This window comes from Ruegeria sp. YTSC199, from assembly GCF_059609725.1.
The window spans coordinates 24,520-49,116 of the sequence record NZ_JBXWMF010000016.1 but is presented as its reverse complement, the minus strand read 5'-3'; the positions used below and the strand labels follow the sequence as shown (position 1 = coordinate 49,116).

The 24,597-nt window shown below is 59.9% G+C and carries 28 protein-coding genes; 9 read left to right on the top strand and 19 right to left on the bottom strand.

The window, feature by feature from the left end:
* Positions 1–141 precede the first annotated feature (141 nt).
* The 5 genes from AC2FEE_RS15775 to AC2FEE_RS15755 form a co-directional block, all read right to left on the bottom strand.
* A complete protein-coding gene (locus AC2FEE_RS15775; protein ID WP_496866280.1) occupies positions 142–663 on the bottom strand; it encodes a helix-turn-helix transcriptional regulator in 522 nt (173 codons plus the stop codon).
* Between the two features lie 23 nt (positions 664–686).
* Positions 687–959, bottom strand: coding sequence for a PepSY domain-containing protein (locus AC2FEE_RS15770; RefSeq protein WP_496866279.1), 273 nt, complete (start codon positions 957–959; stop codon positions 687–689).
* A 212-nt stretch (positions 960–1,171) separates the two neighbouring features.
* Entirely contained in the window at positions 1,172–3,322 is a 2,151-nt protein-coding gene (pnp, locus tag AC2FEE_RS15765) for a polyribonucleotide nucleotidyltransferase (protein WP_496866278.1), read from the bottom strand.
* Between the two features lie 212 nt (positions 3,323–3,534).
* Positions 3,535–3,984 (bottom strand): hypothetical protein, encoded by a 450-nt coding sequence (locus tag AC2FEE_RS15760; RefSeq protein WP_496866277.1) that lies wholly within the window; start codon positions 3,982–3,984, stop codon positions 3,535–3,537.
* Positions 3,985–4,059: 75 nt separating this feature from the next.
* Positions 4,060–4,413 carry a hypothetical protein gene (locus AC2FEE_RS15755; protein WP_496866276.1) on the bottom strand — a complete coding sequence of 118 codons (354 nt, stop codon included), beginning with the start codon at positions 4,411–4,413 and terminating at the stop codon, positions 4,060–4,062.
* A 454-nt stretch (positions 4,414–4,867) separates the two neighbouring features.
* On the opposite strand from AC2FEE_RS15755, the gene AC2FEE_RS15750 reads away from it, so the two are divergent.
* Complete coding sequence (locus AC2FEE_RS15750; protein WP_496866275.1) at positions 4,868–6,469, top strand: BCCT family transporter; 1,602 nt, start codon at positions 4,868–4,870, stop codon at positions 6,467–6,469.
* A 110-nt stretch (positions 6,470–6,579) separates the two neighbouring features.
* A complete protein-coding gene (locus AC2FEE_RS15745; protein WP_496866274.1) occupies positions 6,580–8,226 on the top strand; it encodes a hypothetical protein in 1,647 nt (548 codons plus the stop codon).
* Between the two features lie 149 nt (positions 8,227–8,375).
* On the opposite strand, the gene rpsO is transcribed toward AC2FEE_RS15745, so the two are convergent.
* The 9 genes from rpsO to rbfA form a co-directional block, all read right to left on the bottom strand.
* On the bottom strand, positions 8,376–8,645 hold the full coding sequence (rpsO, locus tag AC2FEE_RS15740; RefSeq protein WP_496866273.1) for a 30S ribosomal protein S15: 270 nt from the start codon (positions 8,643–8,645) through the stop codon (positions 8,376–8,378).
* Entirely contained in the window at positions 8,626–8,757 is a 132-nt protein-coding gene (locus AC2FEE_RS15735; protein WP_496866272.1) for a hypothetical protein, read from the bottom strand. The genes rpsO and AC2FEE_RS15735 overlap by 20 nt, the downstream gene beginning before the upstream one ends.
* 31 nt (positions 8,758–8,788) lie before the next feature.
* Positions 8,789–9,847 (bottom strand): calcium-binding protein, encoded by a 1,059-nt coding sequence (locus AC2FEE_RS15730; RefSeq protein WP_496866271.1) that lies wholly within the window; start codon positions 9,845–9,847, stop codon positions 8,789–8,791.
* 94 nt (positions 9,848–9,941) lie between these two features.
* Positions 9,942–10,445 (bottom strand): DUF1643 domain-containing protein, encoded by a 504-nt coding sequence (locus AC2FEE_RS15725; protein WP_496866270.1) that lies wholly within the window; start codon positions 10,443–10,445, stop codon positions 9,942–9,944.
* Positions 10,446–10,518: 73 nt separating this feature from the next.
* Entirely contained in the window at positions 10,519–10,947 is a 429-nt protein-coding gene (locus AC2FEE_RS15720; protein ID WP_496866269.1) for a hypothetical protein, read from the bottom strand.
* Complete coding sequence (locus AC2FEE_RS15715; protein ID WP_496866268.1) at positions 10,922–11,107, bottom strand: hypothetical protein; 186 nt, start codon at positions 11,105–11,107, stop codon at positions 10,922–10,924. Before AC2FEE_RS15715 ends, AC2FEE_RS15720 begins: the two co-directional genes overlap by 26 nt.
* A gap of 172 nt (positions 11,108–11,279) precedes the next feature.
* Entirely contained in the window at positions 11,280–12,191 is a 912-nt protein-coding gene (gene truB / locus AC2FEE_RS15710) for a tRNA pseudouridine(55) synthase TruB (protein ID WP_496866267.1), read from the bottom strand.
* A 54-nt stretch (positions 12,192–12,245) separates the two neighbouring features.
* A complete protein-coding gene (locus AC2FEE_RS15705; RefSeq protein WP_496866266.1) occupies positions 12,246–12,989 on the bottom strand; it encodes a phosphodiester glycosidase family protein in 744 nt (247 codons plus the stop codon).
* Complete coding sequence (gene rbfA, locus AC2FEE_RS15700) at positions 12,986–13,381, bottom strand: 30S ribosome-binding factor RbfA (RefSeq protein ID WP_496866265.1); 396 nt, start codon at positions 13,379–13,381, stop codon at positions 12,986–12,988. Before rbfA ends, AC2FEE_RS15705 begins: the two co-directional genes overlap by 4 nt.
* Positions 13,382–13,472: 91 nt before the next feature.
* Here rbfA and dapB point away from each other — a divergent pair, with 91 nt between their 5' ends.
* Complete coding sequence (gene dapB, locus AC2FEE_RS15695; RefSeq protein ID WP_496866264.1) at positions 13,473–14,282, top strand: 4-hydroxy-tetrahydrodipicolinate reductase; 810 nt, start codon at positions 13,473–13,475, stop codon at positions 14,280–14,282.
* A 6-nt stretch (positions 14,283–14,288) separates the two neighbouring features.
* Here the strand turns inward: dapB and AC2FEE_RS15690 are convergent, their stop codons facing one another.
* The 4 genes from AC2FEE_RS15690 to tmpA form a co-directional block, all read right to left on the bottom strand.
* On the bottom strand, positions 14,289–15,146 hold the full coding sequence (locus tag AC2FEE_RS15690) for a hypothetical protein (RefSeq protein ID WP_496866263.1): 858 nt from the start codon (positions 15,144–15,146) through the stop codon (positions 14,289–14,291).
* A gap of 83 nt (positions 15,147–15,229) precedes the next feature.
* Complete coding sequence (locus AC2FEE_RS15685; protein ID WP_496866262.1) at positions 15,230–15,898, bottom strand: ureidoglycolate lyase; 669 nt, start codon at positions 15,896–15,898, stop codon at positions 15,230–15,232.
* Positions 15,895–16,485, bottom strand: coding sequence for a (R)-1-hydroxy-2-trimethylaminoethylphosphonate oxygenase (gene tmpB / locus AC2FEE_RS15680; protein ID WP_496866261.1), 591 nt, complete (start codon positions 16,483–16,485; stop codon positions 15,895–15,897). Before tmpB ends, AC2FEE_RS15685 begins: the two co-directional genes overlap by 4 nt.
* Positions 16,482–17,618 carry a 2-trimethylaminoethylphosphonate dioxygenase gene (gene tmpA, locus AC2FEE_RS15675; protein WP_496866260.1) on the bottom strand — a complete coding sequence of 379 codons (1,137 nt, stop codon included), beginning with the start codon at positions 17,616–17,618 and terminating at the stop codon, positions 16,482–16,484. The genes tmpB and tmpA overlap by 4 nt, the downstream gene beginning before the upstream one ends.
* Before the next feature lie 97 nt (positions 17,619–17,715).
* Here tmpA and AC2FEE_RS15670 point away from each other — a divergent pair, with 97 nt between their 5' ends.
* Positions 17,716–18,570, top strand: a complete 855-nt coding sequence (locus AC2FEE_RS15670; RefSeq protein ID WP_496866259.1) for a LysR family transcriptional regulator — start codon at positions 17,716–17,718, stop codon at positions 18,568–18,570.
* Positions 18,571–18,574: 4 nt separating this feature from the next.
* On the opposite strand, the gene AC2FEE_RS15665 is transcribed toward AC2FEE_RS15670, so the two are convergent.
* Positions 18,575–18,757 (bottom strand): DUF1674 domain-containing protein, encoded by a 183-nt coding sequence (locus AC2FEE_RS15665; protein ID WP_496866361.1) that lies wholly within the window; start codon positions 18,755–18,757, stop codon positions 18,575–18,577.
* Between the two features lie 89 nt (positions 18,758–18,846).
* Here AC2FEE_RS15665 and AC2FEE_RS15660 point away from each other — a divergent pair, with 89 nt between their 5' ends.
* The 5 genes from AC2FEE_RS15660 to AC2FEE_RS15640 all read left to right on the top strand — a co-directional run bounded on the left by AC2FEE_RS15660 (position 18,847) and on the right by AC2FEE_RS15640 (position 24,584).
* Positions 18,847–20,103 (top strand): RsmB/NOP family class I SAM-dependent RNA methyltransferase, encoded by a 1,257-nt coding sequence (locus AC2FEE_RS15660; protein ID WP_496866258.1) that lies wholly within the window; start codon positions 18,847–18,849, stop codon positions 20,101–20,103.
* A gap of 90 nt (positions 20,104–20,193) precedes the next feature.
* On the top strand, positions 20,194–21,933 hold the full coding sequence (locus AC2FEE_RS15655; RefSeq protein ID WP_496866257.1) for a heparinase II/III family protein: 1,740 nt from the start codon (positions 20,194–20,196) through the stop codon (positions 21,931–21,933).
* Positions 21,934–21,955: 22 nt separating this feature from the next.
* Positions 21,956–23,545, top strand: coding sequence for a bifunctional phosphoribosylaminoimidazolecarboxamide formyltransferase/IMP cyclohydrolase (gene purH / locus AC2FEE_RS15650; protein ID WP_496866256.1), 1,590 nt, complete (start codon positions 21,956–21,958; stop codon positions 23,543–23,545).
* Positions 23,545–24,015 (top strand): signal peptidase II, encoded by a 471-nt coding sequence (lspA, locus tag AC2FEE_RS15645; RefSeq protein WP_496866255.1) that lies wholly within the window; start codon positions 23,545–23,547, stop codon positions 24,013–24,015. The genes purH and lspA overlap by 1 nt, the downstream gene beginning before the upstream one ends.
* 50 nt (positions 24,016–24,065) lie before the next feature.
* On the top strand, positions 24,066–24,584 hold the full coding sequence (locus AC2FEE_RS15640; protein WP_496866254.1) for a DUF3035 domain-containing protein: 519 nt from the start codon (positions 24,066–24,068) through the stop codon (positions 24,582–24,584).
* Positions 24,585–24,597: the final 13 nt, after the last annotated feature.

Below are 24,597 nucleotides of genomic sequence, written 5' to 3'. Positions count from 1 at the left end.
TTTGTTCCGAGTTTGGTATGGCGCACATGTGGGCGATGCCGGCAGGAAGGAAAGACGCGAGACCTTCACTTCGTTTCACAGGTTTTTTTGCTCCTGTGAGTGAATAAGCCAGCCAGTGGCACGGAGCCGTGGCCGACGAGATCAGGGCGCTGAATTCGGCTCCTCGGATCTCTGTTTGATCAGTGGTTCGGACAGCAATTCATCAATGAAAAAGCTGAGCAACTGCAGCCGTCCGGCAACGCCTGCCTTACGGTACACTGCAGCGCTTTGGGCTTTGATTGTGCCCTCTTTGGTCTGTCGCAATCGGGCGATTTCGGCAATGGACAAACCTTTGATCGACAACAAGGCAACGTCGCGTTCGGCTTCGCTGAGGTTCCAGTCACCGAATTGGGTATCGATGAGCTGTGCAAACGCGCCTTGCGCCACGCTCAACTGCCGCTGCAACTGGCGCACACGCCTGTTCTGGGATCGGATCAGTGTGACGGTCGCGGCAAGGCCTCCGATCAGGGCCAGTGCCAGAATCAGCTCAAAACTGTGCAGGTGACGAAAGCCCGCGCTTTCACCTCCGGTCCAGTCCAGTATCGCGTCGGTCATGAAAAAGGCGGCGCAGACAGCCTGCACCACCAAAAGGAGCCAAAGCAATGACGTTTGAGAATGCTTCATGCGGCCCCTGCGAAATCATCCGATCAGTCGTCGTCCGTTTCAAGCTCGATGGCGGTCACCACGCCGTCGGTCTTGGACAGGACCAGTTCAGTCTCCACGCCATCTTTGAGAAGTTCAACCTCGATCTCGCCGTCTTCGAACTCGATTTCTTCGATCTGGTACCCTTGTGCTTCAAGGGTCGTACGGATGTCAGCCTCGGTGGTACCTAGCTTGTCACCCAGCCCGACATTAGCGAGAGCAAGAACGGGCGCGGTTGCGATCAATCCAGTCAGAGTCAGCAGTTTCAACGTTTCCATATCGCATCTCCTTTTTTGCGTTGTGGCGATGCGAATGAGCTGGGGGTGATGCGATAGTGTTGCGATTGGCTTTTGGTTGAAAGGTCGGGAATTGAACAAAGGTTTATGAGGGAAACCAGGCTTCAGCGAAACCCTCCCAACCAGGGCACCGTGCCACAAAAAAGGCCCCGTCGGTTCCGCCGGGGCCTTCGTCACTTGAAAAAGGGTGCAGATTACTCTGCGCTTTCCTCTTTCTTTTCTTTCTTCTCGGGAACGATCTCTTCGCCGGTTTCCTGATCGACAACTTTCATCGACAGGCGGACCTTGCCGCGATCGTCAAAGCCCAGCAGCTTGACCTTTACTTCCTGACCTTCCTTCAGAACATCCGACGGATGGTTCAGGCGGCGGTTTTCGATCTGGGACACGTGGACCAGACCGTCGCGCTTGCCAAAGAAGTTCACGAAAGCGCCGAAGTCGACGATCTTGACCACTTTACCGGTGTAGACCTGACCTTCTTCCGGCTCAGCCACGATCGAGTGGATCATGTCGTAAGCTTTCTGGATCGATTCCCCATCGGGCGAGGCGATCTTGATGACGCCGTCGTCGTTGATGTCGACCTTGGCACCCGAAACCTCGACGATCTCGCGGATGACCTTACCGCCCGAACCGATCACTTCACGGATCTTGTCGGTTGGGATGTTCATTGTTTCGATGCGCGGCGCGTGGACCGAGAATTCGTTGGTCTCGGACAGGGCTTTGCCCATCTCACCCAGGATGTGCATCCGGCCGTCCTTGGCTTGCGCCAGGGCTTTCTCCATGATCTCAGGCGTGATGCCCGCGACCTTGATGTCCATCTGCAGCGAGGTAATGCCGTTTTCGGTACCCGCCACCTTGAAGTCCATGTCGCCCAGGTGGTCTTCGTCACCCAGAATGTCCGACAGGATGGCGTAATCGCCGTCATCTTCCAGGATCAGGCCCATGGCCACACCGGCAACCGGTGCTTTCAGCGGAACGCCCGCATCCATCATCGACAGCGAACCGCCGCAGACAGACGCCATCGAGCTGGATCCGTTGGATTCAGTGATCTCCGACACGATGCGGATCGTGTAGGGGAAGTCGGTCGCCGCAGGCAGAACCGCCTGAAGCGCGCGCCATGCCAGCTTGCCGTGGCCGATCTCACGACGGCCGGGGCCACCTACGCGGCCAACTTCACCAACCGAATACGGAGGGAAGTTGTAGTGCAGCAGGAAGTTAGATTTGAAGTTGCCATGCAGGGCGTCGATGAACTGTTCATCGTCACCGGTGCCCAGCGTGGTTACGGCCAGCGCCTGTGTTTCACCACGGGTGAACAGGGCGGAACCGTGGGTCCGGGGCAGCATCGAGGTCTCGGCCACGATCGAACGGATATCGGTGGTCGAGCGACCATCGATCCGCTTGCCGCCTTTGACGACGTCGCCGCGCAGAATGCCGGCTTCCAGCTTTTTCATCGCGGAACCGAGGTTGCCGTCTTCCAGCTGCTCTTCGGTCAACGCTTCTTTGATCGCTTCGCGGGCAGCGGCAACAGCAGCGGTGCGCTCCTGCTTGTCAGTGATCGCGAATGCGGCGCGCATCTGCTCTTCACCGGCAGCCTTAACGGCGGCATACAGTTCCGAGTAATCCGGCGCCTGGAAGTCGAACGGCTCTTTCGCGGCTTCTTCGGCCAGCGAGATGATCAGGTCGATGACCGGCTGAATCTGCTCATGCGCAAAGTTCACAGCGCCTAGCATTTCCGCCTCGGACAGCTCGTACGCTTCCGATTCCACCATCATCACGGCGTCTTTGGTGCCGGCTACAACCAGATCCAGACGCTGTTCAGGGTTCAGGCGCAGGTCCTGCATGTCGTCGACGGTCGGGTTCAGGATGTATTCGCCATCCTCAAAACCAACGCGGGCACCGGCGATCGGGCCCATGAACGGCGCGCCGGAGATGGTCAGCGCAGCCGACGCTGCGATCATTGCGACGATGTCGGGGTCGTTGACCAGATCGTGGCTCAGCACGGTGCACATCACCAGTACTTCGTTCTTGAAGCCGTCAACAAACAGCGGGCGGATCGGACGGTCGATCAGACGCGCGGTCAGCGTCTCTTTTTCGGTCGGGCGCGCCTCGCGCTTGAAGAAGCCACCCGGAACCTTACCGGCGGCATAGTATTTTTCCTGATAGTGGACGGTCAGCGGGAAAAAGTCCTGACCCGGTTTTTGAGCCCGCGCAAAGGTCACGTTTGCCATGACGCTGGTTTCGCCCAGCGTGGCAATCACGCTGCCGTCCGCCTGACGGGCAACCTTGCCGGTTTCCAGTGTGAGCGTCTCTTCGCCCCACTGCATAGATTTCTTCGTTACATCAAACATATGCGTATCCTAGATGGGAGCACTCCCGCCCCTGCGGGTCTCCCGTTTGCTTGGCGGCCCCATTGCCGCCGACCCCATTTTACTTTCGTCTGAGTGCCAGGGTCAGGGCACAACGTCTCAGATGCAGCGCGCATACATGAGATTGCGGTCAAAGGAAAGGGAAACCGCATGGCATATAACGCCGATAAGCCTCGGAATGGCGCGATCGCGGCCTAAAGAGATCCCTCACGCGATTTACGCAACGCACGGATGTCTTGCGCGGGTTCCGCCTCGGGCGTCTGTGCCGGGTGTTCTGCGTGGAGTTTCTCGGACTTTAGAAACGCCAGTGCCGAGATTGACCAGAGCCAGGAATACAGCCACAGCAACGCCCCGCTTGCGGCGATGCCTCTTAGAATGATCTCAAGGTCGAAATCTGGCAAACTCTGTGTCGTAAGGATCGAGACAACCGAAACAAGGATCGGCAACAGGGCGTACAAGGCTGTGAAAAAACCGAAATAGAGCTGCAAGAAGATCGATGCAAAAAACACGCAGAACAGTGGAACAAAGCTGCGTCCGAACCCGTTGAAAAACGCGTGACTTGGAGCTCGGCGACCAGCGGAATGCGCAGCGCTGGCAACGGGCACGGCCATGGCTGCGTAGAACGCGGCCAGTACGATGGACATAACGATCAGACTGCTGCCTAAGGCGATGAATGCAAATGCAATTTGCGTGGATTTCGCGGCATCCTGAATTGCGGCCTAGGACAGAGGCTCTCCCACTTGCCACATGGCAAAAGCCATCGCGGATAAATTGACGACAAGAGCCAGTATGGTCAGTACCGCAGCACAGAACAACCCATACATCATCGAGTACAGGGCCATGGCTCGGTAATCCGTGTGTCGTTTGTCCCCTTTCAGTTCCAGGGCTGTACGTATCCCGAACAGAGTGAAAAAAGCCGTTGTGACCGGCTCGCTGATATGCCCGGCCATCCCGAGTGTGAAAACTCCCAGAACGGTCCAAACAACCATTGATGCAAGGCTGATCACAAGTACGGGGACGATCATGCACAGTGTTACGCGGAACGACAGCAGAAGAGAATTGAGGATGAGCATTATGGGGGCGGACTGTAAATCAGGTTTTTCTGGCGTGCGCGACGAAATCTCTGGCGGGTCAATTCCGTCGTTCAAACACCACTATCAACGAAAGGCAATAGTGCAGAGAACTACCCAAAGGTGAGTTGCTTGCAAGCGAAAAAGGGGCGCGCGTTGAATGAGGTTCCGGGTACCAGCACCCAAGGGTGTGAACCCGGGATTTGGTGTGCAGGATCGGTTTGCCTGTCAGCCAGGCGTTCCAAAAAGTTGCGGTCCGCACCTCGCAGAAAATGGTTGCATCTATCGCTAATATTCCGACAAATGAATGCGTTTTGTAAAAAAGTGGTTGCAGTGTAGGCTGTTACCACTGAACCCGCGGTCGAAAGGACGGAAACGCGCCAGGGGATAGAACACTCATACCCGTCGGCCGCCCGAATACCTTGGCGTTTGCATCTGGCAAACAGAGGGGCATCGAATGGCTCAAAGCAAAAAAATGCTGGATCCGGATCCACGGATCTATGATTTCGAAACAGAGTACGAACTGGGGCAGGACAACGTCCGCCCGTTCGGTCTGGATATCCACAATCCGGTCTTCCTGATATCCAGTATCCTGATCTTTGCCTTCGTTCTGATCGCATTGGCCAATCAGGAAGCTGCGGCATCGTTTTTCGGCTGGCTCCGGCCCTGGCTGACCAGCACGTTTGACTGGTTTCTGGTCCTGTCGGTCGACGCCATAACCCTGTTCTGTCTGGCGCTGATCCTCTTGCCGGTCGGCAAGGTTCGGATCGGCGGCAAGGACGCCAAGCCCGACTATTCCTATGCCGGTTGGATCGCGATGATGTTCGCCGCCGGTATCGGCATCGGGCTGCTGTTCTTCGGCGTGATGGAGCCGGTCTATTACAATTTCGCAGAGGACGGCAACGCAGTGCCTCTGGGCATCGATATCGCGGTGCCGGGCAATGAATATGCGGGCGTCGTCGGAACCATCCACCACTGGGGCCTCGAAGGCTGGGCAGTTTATGCGGCCGTTGGCCTGAGCCTTGCGATCTTTGCCTATAACCTAGACTTGCCACTGACCCTGCGCTCGGCGTTCTACCCAATTCTGGGCGAGCGTGTCTGGGGCTGGTGGGGCCACATGATCGACACACTGGCGGTGTTTGCCACGCTCTTTGGTCTGACCACATCGCTGGGTCTCGGCGCACAGCAGGTCGCCGCCGGGCTCAATGAGGTGTTCGGCATCGAACCCAGCCCGACCGTGACCGTCCTGCTGATCATCGGCATCACGATGATTGCGCTGGGCTCGGTCCTGATGGGCATGGATGCGGGCGTCAAACGGTTGAGCGAGATCAACATGATCATGGCAGTTGGTCTGTTTGTTTTTGTCATCGCGGTGACCGGCATCGGCACGGCAATCTCGCGATACTTCAGCGTGATGACGGATTACGTGATACACCTGCCCGCATTGTCGAACCCGTTCGGGCGAGAAGACACCAGCTATTTCCACGGCTGGACAACCTTCTACTGGGCCTGGTGGATTGCATGGTCACCCTTCGTGGGCATGTTCATCGCCCGTATCTCCAAGGGTCGCACCGTGCGTGAATTCGTGATCTGCGCCCTGCTGGCCCCCACGGCGGTCTGTGCCCTGTGGATGTCGACCTTCGGCGGTGCCGCCATCGACATGCTGAACGCAGGCGGAGCGGAAGGCGTTCGCGCCACGGTGATCGACAGCTATGCCCCCGAAGGCGCGCTGTTCGGCTTCCTGAAAGAGCTGCCGCTCTACGGCATTGTCGCACCTATCGCGCTGGTGCTGATCGTGGTGTTCTTCGTCACCTCGTCGGATTCGGGCTCGCTGGTGATCGATACGATCACCGCAGGCGGCAAGATGGACGCGCCGGTGATCCAGCGCGTGTTCTGGTGCACGCTTGAAGGTCTGGTCGCTATCGCGCTGCTGCTCGGCGGCGGCCTGTCGGCCCTGCAAGGCGCTGCGGTCTCAACCGGCATTCCGTTTACGCTGGTTGTTCTGGTGATGTGTTATTGCCTGTGGCTGGCGCTGAAATCAGAGCGGGCAAAGATGTAAGGACGCCGTGAAACGCGAAACGCCCGTCGCCTTGGCGGGCGTTTTGCATATGGCCAATAGCGGTTCCAAATCTGCGACATGATTTTCTGGAAGCAAGGGGGGCTAACGTAATGAGCTATTTTGATCTGGGAACTTATTCGCGACCGATCTCAACATCTTCCAAAGACGCACAGCTATGGTTCGATCGCGGCTTGGCGTGGACCTATGCCTATAACCACGAAGAAGCGATCGAGTGTTTTCGGAAAACTTTAGCAGCCGATCCGAATTGCGCCATGGCCCATTGGGGCATCGCATATTGCATCGGCCCCAACTACAACAAGCCATGGGAAACCTTCGAAGATGAGGAAAAGCCGGACTGCGTTGCGCTGGCAAAGGCGTCAATCGACGCGGCTACCCAACGGCTGGATCAGCTGTCGGCGGTCGAGCGTGCGCTGATCGACGCGTTACCATCGCGCTATCCCGCCTCTTCGGATATCGAGGATTTCAGCCCGTGGAATGATGCTTTTGCCGACGCTATGCGCAAGGTGCATGCGGCTTTCAGCGACGATCTTGATGTTTGTGCCCTGTTTGCCGAGTCTCTGATGAACCGCACGCCATGGCAGCTTTGGGATTTGCCAACCGGCGAGCCGGCGGAAGGCGCGGACACGCTCGAGGCCATCTCGGTCCTCGATACAGCTTTTGACAGCCTGCCCGGGGCATGGCAGCACGCGGGACTGTTGCACATGTATATTCACCTTATGGAAATGTCGCCGCACCCCGAAAGGGCGCTGCGTCATGGTGATGCGCTTAGCACACTGGTCCCCGAAGCCGGGCATCTGTTGCATATGCCAACCCATATCGACGTTCTGTGCGGCGATTACATGAATGTGGTTCTGCGCAACCACACGGCTATTGTCGCGGATCGGAAATTTCTGGACCGTGAGGGACCGGACAATTTCTACTCGGTCTATCGTTGTCACAACTATCATTTTAAAATCTATGGCGCGATGTTCCTGGGGCAGCCGACTGCCGCGCTGGAGGCTGCCGAAGAACTGAACGCGACCTTGCCCACGGAAACCCTACGGCCAATGGCGGATTGGTTCGAAGGCTTTATTCCGATGAAGCAGCATGTTCTGATCCGGTTTGGGCGTTGGCAGGATATCCTTGATCAGACATTGCCCGCAGATGAGGACTTGTACAGCGTCACACTGGCAATGATGCGCTATGCCCGCACAGTAGCGCTGGCCAATCTGCAGCGGATTGCCGAGGCCGAAGCCGAGTGTGACCTGTTCTATCAAGCCTATGAAAAAGTTCCTGAAAGCCGCGTGCTGTTCAACAACACATGCTGCGATATCCTGAAAGTGGCTGAACAAATGATGCTGGGCGAACTGGCGTATCAGAAGAATCAGCACGAGGTTGCGTTCGAACATCTGAGGAAGTCGGTCGAAATTGACGACAACCTTCCTTACGATGAGCCTTGGGGCTGGATGCAGCCGACCCGCCACGCCTTGGGTGCCCTGTTGCTCGAACAGGGGCAGGTCGAAGAGGCTGAGGCTGTCTATCGCGCCGATCTCGGACTTGACGCAACGCTGAGCCGTGCCTGCCAACACCCGGGAAATGTCTGGAGCCTGCACGGATTGCACGAGTGTCTGACCCGCCGGGGTGAAAGCGTAGAAGCCGCACACATCAAGCTGCAACTCGACAAAGCCGCCGCGCGTGCAGAAGTGCCTGTGCGCGCGTCCTGCTATTGCCGTCAGAAACACTTGGCGGCCGAATAGCTTTGCGCATCAATAGCGGGACCGCATTTCGGCATTCACTGCGGATTTGGCTGGTGGTTGCCGGTTTGCGGAGGAACAAAAAAAACGCCCGCCAAAACGGCGGGCGTTGAATTCAGATAAACCGGGTTTGACGCCCATGCACAGGGTGCTTAGCGGCGGATGCCCAGTTTTTTGATCAGGTCCTGGTAGCGCGCTTCTTCTTTGCCTTTCAGGTAGTCCAGCAGCTTACGGCGCTGGGCGACCATTTTCAGCAGACCGCGACGACCGTGGTTGTCTTTTTTGTGGGTCTTGAAGTGCTCGGTCAGGGTGGTGATGCGCGAAGTCAGGATGGCAACCTGGACTTCAGGCGAACCGGTGTCGCCCTCTTTGGTGCCAAATTCTTTCATGACGCGTGCTTTTTCAGCGGTAGTAATCGACATCGGGGTCTCCTTTGAAGGTTAGAGTTAATGGCGCAGGCCGGGATGTCGTCCAGCGCAGGCCCATGGAGAAAACCGCACCGATTCCGATGCGGATGCGCGCGTATAAGCGCATTTTCGGCAAATGGCAAAGGGATTCTGACGGGTCAGACCAGCGCGGTCAGCTGCGCCAGCTCGGCATCGGTGATCAGTTGGATGTCATCTGCCGTCAACCCCTCGGCCCCCAGCAGTTGCGCCACATCCTGCCCGTTGATCAGCACGTGCGTCAGGTTTTCGTTCTCAGCGTCCTGCTCGAATTGGATGTCGGGGTCGTCCAGGCCATCCCATGACACAAACAGCTTGTCCTGACCGGGTTGGAAATCCATCACCGTCACGGCTTCATCCTCGGGTTCGGGGTCAAGGACGATCGCATCCGCGTCATCGCCGCCGGTGATGATATCCCCGCTGTCGGCCAGAATCGTATCCTCTCCGGCACCGCCGTTCAGGAAGTCGGAGGCCTGTTCGCCCTCACCATCCTCGCCGGTCAGAATGTCATCGCCGTCCCCGCCAAACAGAACATCCTCACCTGCATCACCGCGCAGTGTGTCGTCACCATAGCCACCATGCAGCGCGTCATCGCCTTTGCCACCGTCCAGGATGTCGTCGTTCTGCCCGCCATGCAGCGTGTCGTCGCCATCACCGCCCTCCATCCGGTCGGCGCCGAAATGGCCATAGAGCTCGTCGTCCCCCTCATCCCCGTTCAGCAAGTCATCGCCGCCCTCACCGTGGAGAATGTCGTCATCGTCCCCACCCGAGACGGTGTCCGCACCAGCACCCCCGTAAATTACGTCATTACCAGCACCGCCATGGATCACGTCATCCGCGCCGAAACCGTTGATCTGATCGACGCCGTCCTGCCCGGTCAGGGCATCGGTATCTTCGGTCCCTGCAATGACCAGATCGCCCTGGAATTCCGAGATAATGGTCTCGGTAGACGGGGCGGGGTCTTCGGTCTTGACGGTTTCGTCTATCTCGCGGGCGTCATCGGGGGGCGAGGGATTTTCGACGTCGTCATCGATCTCAAGATAATTGCCCTCGATCATTTCGTCGACCTGATCTTCGGCGATGTCGTCCTCTTCGGGCTCATCTTCGGGTATGAAAGCGTCGCTCATGGCGTAGGCAGCGCCACCGACGGCGGCCAGTCCAAGCAATCCGACCAAAAACATGGGAACCCTCCGTGAACGCACTGGTCCGAGGGTAAATATCTCATGCGATCAGTGACTTGGTCAAAGCCAGACTGATCTTGTGGTTAACCTTTTGTCACCACGCTTCGGGTTGCTGGGTGTAAGCGATATAGAGCGGATGCTTCGGGTGTCCGTCCTTGGTCAGCCCCAGATGAAACAGCGGCTGGCCGGTCTCGCGTAGCAGGGTTTCTACTGCCGGACCACGATCCAAGTGTGCGCCGTGGGTGCCCCACGCGGCAATCACTTGATCGGCCCAATTCACGCCGTCCAGAATCGCCCTGTCATTTTCGGGGCCCACCGGATCGGTTGCAGCGCGCATCTTGCGTGGGTCGGTGTCGCGCCAGGCAAAGATGTTGGTGACCTGAAACGCTCCGAACCCCAGCGTCCGCGCACGGCGTTCGCAACGTTCCACTGTAGGGTCGTTTTGCACCTCGGTCGCGGTGGACGGGTTCAGCATCACAAACAACGCCTTGCGTCCACCTGTGTCCCAGACGCGGGTCAGGCTGTAACGGTATTTCTCGCAATCGGAGTAAATGGCGGTCGAGGGCGCATCGCCCTTGGTGTGGGTTCGGGTGATCATGCAAACCGCGTAACACGCTTCGCGCGCAGGCACCACAAGCGTTGCGCCTGCTCGGCTTTCGATGTTTTGTGTCCTACCCGACCTCGTACAATCGCCCGTTCCGGCGCTTGTTGGGCAGGAACCGCCCCCAAAGAGATTGAGTAACCAGGGCCGCTATTGCCGCTGCCAACAGGGCTAGCGGAGCTGGCAGCGGGACCGGGCTCACCGGTGGTGGCACTGTAATGGCGTATGCACCAGAGTTGGTCACACCGCCGGGAAATCCACCAACCAGCGGAAAGATCGCAAATAAAGGCGGGACAACACCTGGATCAGTAGAATCCTCAAGGCCCAGAACACATTCTAGCGCCAAACAACCTGGCCCTGCCGCGGAGTTCAAGATGAAACCCTCCGTGCCGGGATTGCCACGGATATCATTGTTTGCCGCATCGTAGACGGGCGCACCAGTGCCAACTTCAAGAGTATCGAATGTGACGCCGTCAATAGTGATATTGAAACTGGTCAACAGCCCCCCCGGTGTCGGGTGCCTCAAACGACCCAATCGCACCGTCAATTTCGATCCCATAGGTTACCGTAATTGCGTTTGCAGCTGTGGCCGAAAAAGTCGCCAGAGCCAGCGACATGCCAAGTGCTTTTGAAACAAAACTTCGGGTTGCGATCAACATATTCGCCCCTCTCAAACCAAGAAAATAAGGTCGAATATATCAGATTTAGGGCTTTTGGTCCAATCGTATGCAGACGCAAAATCTCAATCGGCGTCCAGAATGGGGCTTTGGGGCGGCTCTGCAGTGCAGGTTTCAATGGGTCGTAAGTAAAGCGGACAACAATCAAAAACCGTCAGGTCGGGTCCACAAACACCCGGCTGGGATGCAACTCTCCGGATTTATAGACCCCCACGGCCACCGCCTTGCCATCAAGTGAAGCCCAGGCCTCGTCGCCGTATTCTACGTCCGAGGCCAGAACCATGCCCGGATTGCCGTTGCGCAGACGTGTGGCGCCTTCGGGGGTGCATTTCAACTCGGGCAGGTCCGACAGGCCGGTCTCCAGCGGGTGCAGATAGTCGTCCAGCGCAGTGGTCTTAGCCATCTCGTCGATTTGCGCAATGCTCAAACCATCCTCAGCCTCGAACGGACCGGACCAGATGCGGCGCAGTTCCCGGACGTGGCCGTGACAGCCCAATGCCTCACCCAGATCACGCGCGATCGAGCGGACGTAACCGCCCTTGCCACAGGTCATCTCCAAAACGACGTGATCTTCGTCGGGGCGGTCGACCAGAATCAGCTCCTCAACCCACAAAGGCCGGGCGTTCAGTTCAACATCCTCACCATCGCGGGCCAATTTATAGGCGCGCTGGCCGTCGATTTTCACGGCCGAAAACTTAGGCGGCACCTGCATGATATCGCCCAGAAACGGGGTCAGGGCCTGTTTGATATCCTCGTCCGAAGGGCGTGTTTCGCTTTCGGCAATGACCTCGCCCTCGGCATCGTCAGTATTGGTGGCTTGGCCCAGACGCACGGTGAAGGTGTAGGCCTTTAACGCGTCGGTGATATAGGGCACGGTCTTGGTTGCCTCACCCAAGGCCACCGCCAGAACGCCGGTTGCTTCGGGGTCCAGCGTACCCGCATGGCCCGCCTTCTTGGCGTCCATCGCCCAACGCACCTTGTTGACCACCGCGGTCGAGGTCATACCTGCAGGCTTGTCCACCACCAGCCAGCCGGAAATGTCGCGACCCTTGCGTTTACGTCCCATTCTACACCCTGAATCTTGCCGAGGCGCGCGACCTAGCGGATCACTCTGCCCCTGTCAATTTGTGGGGATGTCTTCGACCACACCCACGATTGGCCCCAGTGAGAAGCCGACATCAGACCGGTTGCCAACCCGTTCATACATCCGCGAGATATTGCCATCCAAAAATAGCGCGTTCGGTGTTTTCAACACGTCGCGAAACAGGCTGCCGAATTCGTGGAAGGTGACGTAGTCTTCCGAGATCGCAAACACCGCGCGCGTACCATCGGTGCTGGTGCCGACCCCGTTGCGCACGTAGCGCGAGGTCGAATCGGGCAGGAAACGCGGGTGCAACTCGCCGTCAATCACCAGCATTGGGCCGGATTGGGTGGCAAAACGGCATCCGGGCGTCTGGTCGAGATAGTCCAGCGTCTCGAATACATCGGCGCGGTCGTCGCGGATGCAGAACACGCCGTTAGGCAGCAGGCCGAAATTGCCGGGACCGGCGTTGGGGATCACGCGCATTTGCTCTTGACCCTCTTCGACGTAGTGGCCGACCGGCGAGCGGTCGTCGTGATACATGCCCGCGTTCATCGCAAAGGCAAGCCGTTTGCCGCCGGGGGCCAGCGCCTCGTTCACCGAGGAGAAATGCCCCAGCAGATCGCCGTTTTCGTCCTTCAGAAACAGGCGAAGGTCTTCGGATGCGGCATCCACTTCGCAGATGGTGTACCGCTTGTCCTCGTGAGTCAGCTTTTCGCAGGTGACCGCAGAGGCCTGTGCCGCCCAAAGGACTGCGCCCAACGTGGCCAGTGCGCGGATCACTCGTCCAGATCGCGGCGCACCGCGTCCTGCTCGAACATGCGACGGGTGTCATCCAGACGGTCGAACGTGTCATCCAGACGGAACCGCAGATCGGGCGAGAATTTCAGGCCGACCTTTTTGCCGACCATGCGCCGCAGCTCACCCTTGTTGCGGGCCAGCAGTTCGATCACATCCTCCTGCCCTTTGCCGCCCAGGGGCAGCACATAGGCGGTGGCAATCTTCAAGTCGGGCGAGGTGCGCACCTCGCCAACAGTTATCGACATACGGTTCAGGTCGGGGTCGTGGATATCTCCGCGTGCCAGAACCTCGGACAGGGTACGACGTATCAGTTCGCCGACGCGCAGCTGTCGTTGGGAGGGGCCGGGGCCATCGTGGAATTTGTTCTTTGCCATATCCCCGATCTAAGCCCAAAGCGGGGCTTTGCCAAGCGGGCGCGAACGGGGTAGGAGGCTTTGAGCCGACTTTATGAAAAGGACCAGCGCAATGACCCATATTCCGGGGATCGTCATCACAGGGGCTTCGGGCCGAATGGGGCAGATGCTGATCAGGACCGTGACTGAGAGCGATCAGGCGCGTTTGGTCGGCGTGGTCGAACGTGCGGGCCATGACTGGATCGGTCAGGACGTGGGTACGGCGATGGGCGGTCAGGCGCTGGACGTCACCGTGACCGATGATCCGCTTGAGGCGTTTGCGCAGGCCCAGGCGGTGATCGACTTTACCGCGCCCGAGGCAACGCTGGAATTTGCCGCTCTGGCCGCACAGGCGCGGTGTGTGCATGTGATAGGCACCACCGGCATGAGTGACGAACAGATCGCCGCACTGGAACCGGCGGCGCGCCATGCGGTGATCGTGCGGGCAGGGAACATGAGCCTGGGCGTCAACCTGCTGGTGCAATTGACCAAAAAGGTCGCCGCTGCGCTGGATGAAGATTTCGATATCGAAGTGATTGAAGGTCACCACCACCACAAGGTCGATGCGCCCTCGGGGACCGCGTTGATGCTGGGTGAGGCCGCCGCCGAAGGGCGCAGTGTCAATCTGGCCGACGTGTCCGACCGGGGCCGCGACGGCATCACCGGCGCGCGCCAACGCGGCAATATTGGTTTTCACGCCATCCGCGGCGGGGACATCGTCGGTGAACACGACGTCCTGTTCGCCGCCCCCGGAGAGCGGATCGTCCTGCGCCATCTGGCAACCGACCGCGCCATCTTTGCCCGCGGTGCGTTGAAGGCAGCGCTATGGGGGCAAGGCAAGGCGCCTGGTCAATATGACATGGTGGATGTGCTGGGGCTGTAATCCCGTTCAGCGAAACGCGGCCAGACCGGGCGGTTCCGCGCCACCCTGTTCTGCCGTTGCAAAGAGCTGCACCAGCCGCTGATCCCAAGTTGGGTACTGGCCGGTTCGGGCATAGGTAAGGCGCTCGGCCCCGATGGAAATGCCAAGGGGGGCAGCCTCACCTTCGATAACGATCTCGCCGATCTCGGTCCAGTTCGCCGACGGAGGATAGGCTGAGGGGGCGGGTTCATCCGTATCGCCGACACGGTAATAGACGCCCATGGTCACGATGTAGTCTTCTCCGAACGGATCGGGGAAGAAAAAGCCCGAGGCGTCGCGGGCTGCCAGAGCCTCGGCCTCATTTCGCATCAGGACTTTTTCCGCAAAAGGCAGTCCCATCTCGTCCAGCACCGGGCGCATGTCTTCGGACTGCGGCACGCTGACAAAGGCAATGCGGGATGGATCGAGGCCGATCCCCTCGGTCAAAATGCGCAACATCAGGCGGGTCGTCGTCTGACCATCGGCGTCCGTGGGGTGACAGCCGACCTCATGGAACAGGGGCAGCACGTCCGGGCGGTGTTTCTCGTCCACATCCGCCACCCGTGCCAAGGGTTGAATGACAAAGGCGTTGGACGGCAGGACGGACTGATCGAAATCGTGTCGCAGCCCACCGTTGTAGTCCACGACCCCCGATACCATCGAGAGCGGCTCGGACTCGGTGAACCCGGCCTCTGCGAATAATGTTCTCAGGCGCGTGAGCGTATCGCTGAAGCCCTGTTCGAACGCCTCATTTTGGTCGGCTGCCGCAAGTGTTACGCGCGGCAGCAGCGTGCCGACCGTTGCCGCAGTTCCCAACTGGACCACCCTACGTCTGTTCAGTCCCATCTGATGCCTCCCATGCCAATTTGGACTGGTTCGAGCGTATCACAGATGTTGGCGGCAAAGGTTAAGGGTTTCTGAAAGCGGCGTCAGAGGTCCCTTATCTTGTCTGCGCGCAGCGGACAGGCGAGGTAGACGCCGAATTCCTTGCCGATATCCGCGCTGACCCGTGCGTGAACTGCGCCCTGCCGGTCAAGAAAGCGTTGGTTGTCCTCAACGGGGAAAATCCCTTCGTGCCAGATACCGGGATGGATATAGAGTCCGCGCGCGCCGTCGCACCAAAAGGCCACCACCTTTTCGGGCGTCAGATTGTCTCCGGGCAGAGCGGCGGGGATGATGAAGGGCTTGTTGTCCAGCGGCCAAAACATCTGTCCGCCATCGGGATGGTAGTTCATGTGCCACAACAACACCTGATCGCGCGGCGCGGTTTGGCGCTCTGCTTGCGCCTGTTGTGGATCTGTCGACCATCCCAGCACATAGTGACCGTTCACCGCTTCGTTCCGGCCATAGAGCACATCGCCCTTCCATTCGCCGTAGAATGTGCCCTCGACCCAGCCGCCTTCGTCGCCAGTGCCTTGGTCGATGGGCCGCCAGCCTTGCTGCGGCCACCGGGTGATTTCGATCTCGAACCCTTCGGGGTCACCGACCAGACAGCCATAGCCTTTGACCGACTCGTTGGTGGCGCGGATCAGCGGGACCTCGTGCCAGGGCAGCGAGGGTTTGGTGCTGGCTTCAAAGATATATTCCGGCGCGTTCATGACGTCCCCATGTGTTTGTCGACCATGCGCTGCACCATTGGTGCGAAATGGGCAAAGTCGGGCGTTTCCATGTCCGGGCGCTTGCCTGCCTCGTCCAGATAGCGGACCTGGATGATCGCTTTCAGGTTCGGGTTAGACTCGAACGCGGCCACTTCCTCGATGCTCATCGGGCCGCCCTGGAGTTCCAGGGTATGGACCGAGGCGTCGGACAGGCGGTTGAAATACTCGGGCTTGGTGGCGCAGAGATAGCGTTTGGCTGCCACGTGATAGCGGCAGCAATCGGTGATGACCGAGGGGAAAAACTGCTCCAGCACCGCAGCACCCGCGTCCTCGTGGTGGCGGTCTTCGGTGTCGTCCGGGTGGTAGCTGCCGAACTCGGAGGTGAAATGGCCGATATCATGCAGCAACGCGCCGACGATGATTTCCTCGGGCATCCCGTTTTGCTCGGCGATGGTGGCACCTTGCAGCATATGTTCGGCCATGGTGACGGGCTCGCCCAGATATTCCTCGCTGCCGCGACGGGTGAAGATGTCGCCGATGAAATCGACGATATTGTTCTGGCCCAGTGTCGAAAAATCCGGTTTCATTCCGCTGCCTCCGGTTGGGCCATATCCATTGCCGCGAGAGTTGACAGCAGCCCGTCCTTGTCAGCGTAACACCCCTGCAACCAGCGCGAACCTACGCCGGAATAGCCCAGGCGCGCGTGCAGAACACGTGTATTGTCGACGATGAAGCTCTCACCCGGTTCCAGCTTGAACGACACGCCCATTGCGGGGTCGTCGATGATCTCGCCCAGTTGGCGATAGGCGGCGTAATAAGCTTCCATCCGGTCGAAGGGGATATCGACCAGCGGCGCGGTCGAGCGGTTGTTGAAGCGGATGCCGATCAACTCACCTTCCGGCGACAGTTCGATCATCGGACGGCGAGACCGCAGGCAGACGCCGTCAGAGCCTTTGTATTCGAACCGCGCCGGGTAACCGGCCAGCAAGGCAAAGCCATCAGGGTTCCGGTCGCGCAGTTTCTCGGCCGCACGGAAACCGTCGACGACGATCGAGTCACCTCCCTCAGCGCTGTTTTCGAGGCAGTACAGAATTTGCAGTGTCGGAACCGGATCGCGATAGGGGTTATCGGTATGGGCCTGCAGCCCCAGTCCGGTATAGGCGAGGTTCGTCGGGTTCACCTCGGTCCGGACCTCGAAATAGGGGCCGTAATTGGTCTGACGGACATAGCCGAACAGATTGGCCACCTTCAGCAGCGATTCCGGCTCAGACGGGCCATTTGTCAGCTTGGCAAAGCCGAATTCGGCCACGGCAGCCAGCCAGTCGCGCTTGGCGCCGGGATTGGCATGCACTGCGTTCCACTCTGCGCTGGGCGCGTCGATGCCGCGTTCCCACGTAGTGATGTCGGGGGCGATGCGGCCGGTTTCTTGCATCCGGTCGCAGTCATAAATGTGATCGGCCAGCCAAACGGCGGGGAAGGTCACGGTCTTGTTTTCGGGTTGGAAGGTGACACTCAGGTCACCATTCAGAACCTCGGCGGCACTGATCGAGATGTCGGCGGGAATGTCACCGATGGTGATCAGACGCTGGCCATTGCCCGGCGCGCGGGTCTCGGGGTCCAGCGCGTTGTCGCGCAGCCAGATGGCATGAAAGCGGGCCTGGATTCCGGTGTCGAATTCAACAGTCACGACCGAGGCGTCATGGGTGGCGGTGCGCAGCATGGGGGTCTCCTGTTCAGCGCGGCTTTGCTTGAGGAAATACGCGCCGCGTGGCATTACGACAATTAATCCTTCTTTCTGCTGAGGCTTAGAAAAAATTATGGCTAGGAAAAAGATCGGATTGCCGCCTTTGGACTGGCTGCGGGTGTTCGAAGCATCCGGGCGGTTGGGCGGGTTTTCGGCCGCCGCCAAGGAGTTCGGGCTGACTCAGGCTGCGGTCAGCCAGCGGATCGCGAATCTTGAGGCCTGGCTGGGCCGGACGCTGTTTGTGCGCGAACCGCGGGGCGTGTCACTGACCGTTGAGGGTGAGAGCTATCTGCCGCTGGTGCAAGACAGCTTGCAGGCGCTGGAGCGCAACACCGAGGATCTGTTCGGCAAGTCCCCGCGTGAGCTGCGCGTCGCGGGTTTGTCCTCCCATATTGATGCGCTGGTTCTGCCTTGCCTTCCCGAATTCCTTGAGATGCGGCCCAAGGTACAGGTCCTGACAGATTCCGTGGCGCGCCGGTCTTCGCTGGATGAGGAAAAGACATGGCTGCAAATACGCTATGGTCGTGGCGCGTGGCCGGGGCGCGAGGCCGCTCTGATCGCGCAGGAGGTTCTGGTGCCGATGACCGCGCCTGGGGTCGCTTGGGGGGCGCCACTGGTCGATCAGCGCGGCGAGCGACCGGGTTGGCGCGAGTGGGCTACAGCAGCGGGGATGGATGATTTGCCACCCGCTCGGGTCAGCTTCGATTCAATGGGTCACGCGATCACGGCGGCCCGGCAGGGCATGGGGGTGGTTCTGGGCTCGGTGCCGCTGGCGTCGGGGCATTTGCGCACCGGTCAACTGAGCAGGTTGGACCTGCCAAAGCTGGAAACGCGCGAAGGCTATTGGCTGACCTGGCCCGAAGACCGGGTGCGGTCGAAAAAACAGCGCGCGTTGATTGACGGTTTTCTGCAGGCGTTGCGGGGCTAAGCGATCAGAAGTCGATCGCGATGCCTTTCTTTTCCCAATCGCCATAGCGGGCCGGGTCGGGACCATCGCGCCCACCCAGTTCCTTGGGCATCTCTTTTGCCTCAGCCTCGGCTTTCTTACGCCGCTCTGCAGCCTCGGCCAGAGCGCGCTGAGCGGCAGGGGGCAGGTCTTTGCGGTCGTCACTCATGACATCGGGTTCCTTTCCGTGCATGGGCTTGATATACGCCCCCGTCCGCGTTTGGCAATGCGGGCGAGGGTCACATCAAAGGCGGTTCCATGTCCGACAACGCAACAGCGGCGCGACGCAGCGCGATCTATCTGCTGGATCAGATCCTGGGGGAAGGCCGGCTGCTGCCCGAGTGTCTGGCTGCAGGCGCGTTGGATCGGTTGGGCCCGGAAGATCGCGCGCGGGCGCAACGCCTGACGCTGGAAACCCTGCGTGGTCTCGAACGTGCAGATCGTCTGCTGGACAACCACCTGAACAGGACGCCTGCGCTGACGGTCCACAACGCTCTGCGCCTTGGCGCGGTTGAGCTGTGCCACGGAGAGGCCGCGCATGGTGTGGTCAATTCCATGGTCGAGATCGTTAGCCGGTCGCGCAAGCATGGCCGCCTCAAGGGCCTGGTGAATGCGGTTCTGCGTAAAGTGGCGGACGAAGGGCCCGAAGCGTGGCCCAAAATGCGGGTGCCGCGCTTGCCCGAATGGCTGCGTGAGCCTTTGATCATGGCTTGGAGTACTGAGGCTGTCACAGGCATGGAACAGGCCCATTTCGCAGGCGCTCCGCTGGATATCACCCTAAAGCCGGGGGCAAACGGCCCCGGAGAAGCCCTGCCGACCGGGTCACTGCGGATACAGGATGCGGGACAGGTCTCAACCTTGCCGGGGTTCAACACAGGCGACTGGTGGGTGCAGGACGCGGCGGCGGCGTTGCCGGTGCAGGTGCTGGCGCCCAAAACCGGTGAAACCGTGCTGGACCTCTGCGCCGCGCCGGGTGGCAAGACGCTGCAACTGGCCGCAGCCGGGGCCAAGGTCACCGCGCTGGATATCTCGGAATCGCGGCTGGAGCGGGTGCGCGAAAACCTCAAACGCGTCGGTCTGAAAGCCAACGTCATCGCGGGCGATGCACTCGAGCATCAGGGCCAATACGACGCCATCCTGCTGGACGCGCCTTGTTCCGCGACCGGCACCATTCGTCGTCACCCGGACCTGCCCTTTGCCAAGGACGGCTCGGAATTCGGCGGGCTGATCGAGTTGCAGGCCCAGATGCTGGCCCATGCCTGGACCCTGCTGAAACCCGGCGGGCGGCTGGTCTATTGCACCTGTTCCCTGCTGCCGGATGAGGGCGAAGTTCAGATCGAAGAGGCCCTGGACCACTATCCGGACATGGCAGTGGATCGCGATGCGCTGAACATCGCCGGGATTGAGCCAGGCTGGATCACCGAAGAGGGTGGCCTGCGCCTGCGGCCCGACTATTGGGCGGATCGCGGCGGGATGGACGGGTTCTATATCGCCTGTCTGAACAAATCCGCCTGACGCGACGCTTTTCGGTGACTTGACGATCCGTGCGGTCTATCGTTGGGTCTCAAGCGCCAGCAGAGCGCAAGGGGCAGAGTAACGAGCGTCATGTCGAACTCAGATACCATGACCAACCGGTGGGCACGGTTTCAGAACCGTCTCTATGCGCGGCTGAGCCAGCGGCGCAAGGCGGTCACCGGGTTTGTGTCCGAGCCTGAGCCGCGCACTGTTGGATCCTTTGCGCGTGGGCGGCAGCTGGTTGCGGGTAATCTGCTGTTTGCCGGTTTTCTGGTTGAGGCACAGGACACCAACCTGTGGGACGTCACCGCCCCAAGCGCTGGTTTCGACGATGAGCGCCACGGCTTTTCCTGGTTGGATGATCTGGCTGCTGTCGGGGACATGCGGGCGCGGGATAAGGCACAGCGCTGGGTCTGGGGCTGGATCGACACGCATGGGCGCGGGCAGGGGCCTGGATGGGCACCCGAACTGACCGGACGGCGGGTGACGCGGTGGATCAACCACGCAGTGTTCCTGTTGCGGGGTATGGATGAGAAACAGGCCAAACTTTTCTTCCACGCGCTGGCGCAGCAGACATGGTTCCTATCCAAACGCTGGCAGGCCGCCACGCCGGGGCTTCCTCGGTTCGAGGCATTGGCCGGGCTGGTTCAGGCTGGTCTGGCGCTGAAAGGGCTTGAACAGGTGGCCGATCCGGCCCTGCGCGCACTGGCGAAGGAATGCGAAAAACAGATCGATGCAAAGGGCGGCATTCCAACCCGCAATCCCGAAGAACTGTTGGATGTCTTCACCCTGCTGTCGTGGACTTCGGCCGCGCTGGGCGATCTGGGACGGGGAACGCCAGGCGCACAGGCCGATGCGATTAAGCGGATGGCGCCCACGTTGCGTAGCCTGCGCCATTCCGATGGTGCGCTGGCCCGGTTTCACGGCGGCGGGCGCGGGGTCGAAGGCCGTCTGGATCAGGCGCTTGCCCAAAGCGGGGTTCGACCGCAGCACGCGCGTGGTTTGGCAATGGGGTTTGCCCGTCTCTACGCTGCGCGGACCAGCGTGATCGTGGATGCCAGCGCGCCGCCCAAGGGGGCCGCATCCTTGAATGCCCATGCTTCGACCCTTGCGTTCGAACTGACCTCGGGGCGGCGGCCTTTGATCGTGAATTGCGGCTCGGGCGGAAGCTTCGGGTCGGAATGGCGGCGGGCCGGGCGCGCGACACCTTCGCATTCAACCCTGTGTCTGGATGGTTATTCCAGCGCCCGGCTGGCTCCTGCGGGGAATGGCGTCGAGAGCGAGGCGCTGATCGATGCGCCGCAAGAGGTACCGGTGGATGCGGAAGAGGCATTCGAAGGCGCGCGCTTTATGGTCGGACATGATGGCTACACCAAAACCTTCGGCCTGACTCATGCCCGTACTTTCGAGCTGCGGTTTGACGGGCGTCAATTGACCGGCGAGGATATTCTGCTGACCGCTACCGACAAAGCCAAGCGGCAGTTCGACAAGGCAATGGATGCTTCGGGCCTCAAGGGCGTTCGGTATGACGTTCGGTTTCACCTGCATCCGGATGTGGATGCGGCCATCGATTTGGGCGGTGCAGCGGTGTCGATGGCGCTCAAAAGCGGTGAGATCTGGGTTTTCCGCCATGATGGTGTTGCAAAATTAGCCGTCGAACCAAGCGTTTATCTAGAAAAAGGTCGATTAAAGCCACGCGCGACAAAACAGATCGTTCTATCCGGGCGCGCAATGGAGTATGCGACCCGCATCCAGTGGACGTTGAGCAAGGCGCAGGATACAGCCTATGCCGTGCGCGACCTGCACCGGGACGAGCCCGAGTTTGACTGACGCCAAAAGGACCTTTGGACCCATGACCGACCTTCACCCCGTGCGCCGCGCGTTGCTTTCCGTATCCGACAAGACCGGACTGATCGAACTGGGACAGGCGCTGTCCGAGCGCGGGGTCGAGTTGCTGTCCACCGGCGGCACCGCGAAGGCGCTGCGCGACGCGGGGCTTGCAGTAATGGATGTGAGCGAGGTCACCGGTTTCCCCGAGATGATGGATGGCCGGGTGAAAACCCTGCACCCGATGGTCCATGGCGGCCTGCTGGCGCTGCGGGACAATGACACCCACGTGGCTGCGATGAAAGAACACGGCATTGGAGCCATCGATCTGCTGGTGGTGAACCTCTATCCGTTCGAAGCCACCGTCGCCAAGGGCGCCGACTACGATGAGTGTGTCGAGAACATCGATATCGGCGGTCCGGCGATGATCCGTGCAGCGGCCAAGAACCATGCCTTTGTGAACGTGGTTGTAGACGTCGAGGATTACGAGAAACTGCTGGGCGACATGGATCAACACAGTGGCGCGACCTGCCCGAAATTCCGCCGCAAGCTGGCGCAAAAGGCCTATGCCCGCACCGCCGCCTATGACACTGCCGTGTCCAACTGGCTGGCTGACGCGCTCGAACTTGAGGCCCCCAAACGCCGCGCCTTTGCCGGTGAGTTGAAACAGACCCTGCGATATGGAGAGAACAGCCACCAGCAGGCGGCTTTCTATACTGATGGCACCAACCGTCCCGGCGTTGCGACAGCCGTGCAGCATCAGGGCAAGGAACTGAGCTACAACAACATCAACGACACCGATGCGGCATTTGAGCTGGTGGCCGAGTTCGACCCGGCACAATGCGCAGCCTGTGCCATTATCAAACACGCCAACCCTTGTGGCGTTGCCACAGGCGCGACTTTGCTTGAGGCCTACAAGGCCGCATTTGACTGCGACCGCACCTCGGCCTTTGGCGGGATCGTTGCGCTGAACCAGCCGCTGGACGCCGAAACCGCACAGGAGATCACTGGCGTCTTCACCGAGGTTGTGATTGCCCCCGGTGCATCGGATGAGGCCAAGGCTATATTCGCCGTCAAGAAGAACCTGCGCCTGCTGACCACGGACGGCCTGCCGGATGTAACCGCAGGCGGCAAGACCGTGCGTCAGGTGGCCGGTGGCCTGCTGGTTCAGGACAAGGATAACGGATTTGTCGGCATGGACGACCTGAAGGTGGTCACCAAAAAAGCCCCGACCGACGAGCAGATGCGCGACCTGCTGTTTGCGTGGAAAGTGGCGAAACACGTCAAGTCCAATGCCATTGTCTACGTCAAGGACGGCGCGACCGTGGGCGTGGGTGCGGGTCAGATGAGCCGCGTTGACTCGGCCCTGATTGCGGCCAAGAAAGCTGAGCGCATGGCCGATGCGCTGGACTTGGCCCAACCGCTGACCATTGGCTCAGCCGTGGCCTCGGATGCGTTTTTCCCATTCCCTGACGGTCTGATGGAAGCTGCCGAGGCGGGGGCCACCTGCGTCATCCAACCCGGCGGCTCGATGCGCGACGACGAAGTGATTGCAGCTGCGGATGAGGCCGGTCTGGCCATGGTCTTCACCGGCATGCGCCACTTCCGTCACTGATGGGCTATCGCCTTCTGCTCTGGGCCGCGCTGGCCGCGTTTCTGATCGACCAGATCAGCAAATATCTGGTCGTTCACGTGATGCGCGTGGCTGAGGGCAATATCGACGTGCTGCCACCCTTGCTGGTTTTCAAATACGGCGAGAATCGGGGCATCAATTTTGGCCTGCTCCAAGGTGATACCGACACCGCCCGCTGGGTGCTGATCGGTGTCTCGCTGACCATCTCGGTCGGTGTGCTGATCTGGCTGATGCGCACGACCCCGTCGAAACTGATGCTGTTCTGTGGCGGGTTGCTGATAGGCGGGGCGCTGGCGAATGTGCTGGACCGGGTGATCTATGGCTATGTTCTGGATTTCCTGAACATGTCCTGCTGCGGCATCAACAACCCGTTCGTGTTCAATCTGGCCGATGTCTTCATCTTTGCGGGTGCCATCGGGCTTGTGTTGTTCGAGGGCAAAAAGCCCTCGTGACGCGCCGGGTGATATGCGATAAAAGCGCCTGAAACTGGCTGGAGACTCTGATGCGGTTGCCGCGTTCCATATTTGCTGTGACACTTATCCTTGCGGTAGCGGGATGTGCCGATATCGGTTTGCGCCACCTTGAGGCACCGGGTCAGGGGCCGGACGAGTTTTCGGTCATGCCAGTGGAACCGTTGACCCAGCCTAAGGACTACAAGTTCCTGCCTGCGCCCACGCCGGGTGGGACAAACCTGACCGACCCGAACCCGAAGGCGGATGCAATCATAGCACTGGGCGGCAGCGAGGCAGCATTGAATGCCAATGCCGCCATCCCGTCCACCGATGCAGCACTGGTGACGGCCTCCAGCCGCTATGGCGTACCGTCCAACACGCGGCAGGTCGTCGATACCGAAGATGCCGAATTCCGCAGGAAGCAGGGCCGCCTGACCCGCCTGCGCCTGTTCAAGGTGGACCGCTATACGCAGGTTTATCAGCGTCAGGCACTTGATGCTGACGCGCAAAACGAAGCGGCGCGCCGTGCGGGGATCGAGACGCCTTCTGCGCCTCCGGCGGATGAATAAATCTTAACTTTCC

Excerpts from the sequence above, each read along its gene's own strand:
- AC2FEE_RS15775 (WP_496866280.1), bottom strand. The coding sequence starts at position 663 with ATGAAGCATTCTCAAACGTCATTGCTTTGGCTCCTTTTGGTGGTGCAG.
- AC2FEE_RS15770 (WP_496866279.1), bottom strand. The coding sequence starts at position 959 with ATGGAAACGTTGAAACTGCTGACTCTGACTGGATTGATCGCAACCGCG.
- pnp (WP_496866278.1), bottom strand. The coding sequence starts at position 3,322 with ATGTTTGATGTAACGAAGAAATCTATGCAGTGGGGCGAAGAGACGCTC.
- AC2FEE_RS15760 (WP_496866277.1), bottom strand. The coding sequence starts at position 3,984 with ATGTCCATCGTACTGGCCGCGTTCTACGCAGCCATGGCCGTGCCCGTT.
- AC2FEE_RS15755 (WP_496866276.1), bottom strand. The coding sequence starts at position 4,413 with ATGCTCATCCTCAATTCTCTTCTGCTGTCGTTCCGCGTAACACTGTGC.
- AC2FEE_RS15750 (WP_496866275.1), top strand. The coding sequence starts at position 4,868 with ATGGCTCAAAGCAAAAAAATGCTGGATCCGGATCCACGGATCTATGAT.
- AC2FEE_RS15745 (WP_496866274.1), top strand. The coding sequence starts at position 6,580 with ATGAGCTATTTTGATCTGGGAACTTATTCGCGACCGATCTCAACATCT.
- rpsO (WP_496866273.1), bottom strand. The coding sequence starts at position 8,645 with ATGTCGATTACTACCGCTGAAAAAGCACGCGTCATGAAAGAATTTGGC.
- AC2FEE_RS15735 (WP_496866272.1), bottom strand. The coding sequence starts at position 8,757 with ATGCGCTTATACGCGCGCATCCGCATCGGAATCGGTGCGGTTTTCTCC.
- AC2FEE_RS15730 (WP_496866271.1), bottom strand. The coding sequence starts at position 9,847 with ATGTTTTTGGTCGGATTGCTTGGACTGGCCGCCGTCGGTGGCGCTGCC.
- AC2FEE_RS15725 (WP_496866270.1), bottom strand. The coding sequence starts at position 10,445 with ATGATCACCCGAACCCACACCAAGGGCGATGCGCCCTCGACCGCCATT.
- AC2FEE_RS15715 (WP_496866268.1), bottom strand. The coding sequence starts at position 11,107 with ATGTTGATCGCAACCCGAAGTTTTGTTTCAAAAGCACTTGGCATGTCG.
- truB (WP_496866267.1), bottom strand. The coding sequence starts at position 12,191 with ATGGGACGTAAACGCAAGGGTCGCGACATTTCCGGCTGGCTGGTGGTG.
- rbfA (WP_496866265.1), bottom strand. The coding sequence starts at position 13,381 with ATGGCAAAGAACAAATTCCACGATGGCCCCGGCCCCTCCCAACGACAG.
- dapB (WP_496866264.1), top strand. The coding sequence starts at position 13,473 with ATGACCCATATTCCGGGGATCGTCATCACAGGGGCTTCGGGCCGAATG.
- AC2FEE_RS15690 (WP_496866263.1), bottom strand. The coding sequence starts at position 15,146 with ATGGGACTGAACAGACGTAGGGTGGTCCAGTTGGGAACTGCGGCAACG.
- AC2FEE_RS15685 (WP_496866262.1), bottom strand. The coding sequence starts at position 15,898 with ATGAACGCGCCGGAATATATCTTTGAAGCCAGCACCAAACCCTCGCTG.
- tmpB (WP_496866261.1), bottom strand. The coding sequence starts at position 16,485 with ATGAAACCGGATTTTTCGACACTGGGCCAGAACAATATCGTCGATTTC.
- tmpA (WP_496866260.1), bottom strand. The coding sequence starts at position 17,618 with ATGCTGCGCACCGCCACCCATGACGCCTCGGTCGTGACTGTTGAATTC.
- AC2FEE_RS15670 (WP_496866259.1), top strand. The coding sequence starts at position 17,716 with ATGGCTAGGAAAAAGATCGGATTGCCGCCTTTGGACTGGCTGCGGGTG.
- AC2FEE_RS15665 (WP_496866361.1), bottom strand. The coding sequence starts at position 18,757 with ATGAGTGACGACCGCAAAGACCTGCCCCCTGCCGCTCAGCGCGCTCTG.
- AC2FEE_RS15660 (WP_496866258.1), top strand. The coding sequence starts at position 18,847 with ATGTCCGACAACGCAACAGCGGCGCGACGCAGCGCGATCTATCTGCTG.
- AC2FEE_RS15655 (WP_496866257.1), top strand. The coding sequence starts at position 20,194 with ATGTCGAACTCAGATACCATGACCAACCGGTGGGCACGGTTTCAGAAC.
- purH (WP_496866256.1), top strand. The coding sequence starts at position 21,956 with ATGACCGACCTTCACCCCGTGCGCCGCGCGTTGCTTTCCGTATCCGAC.
- lspA (WP_496866255.1), top strand. The coding sequence starts at position 23,545 with ATGGGCTATCGCCTTCTGCTCTGGGCCGCGCTGGCCGCGTTTCTGATC.
- AC2FEE_RS15640 (WP_496866254.1), top strand. The coding sequence starts at position 24,066 with ATGCGGTTGCCGCGTTCCATATTTGCTGTGACACTTATCCTTGCGGTA.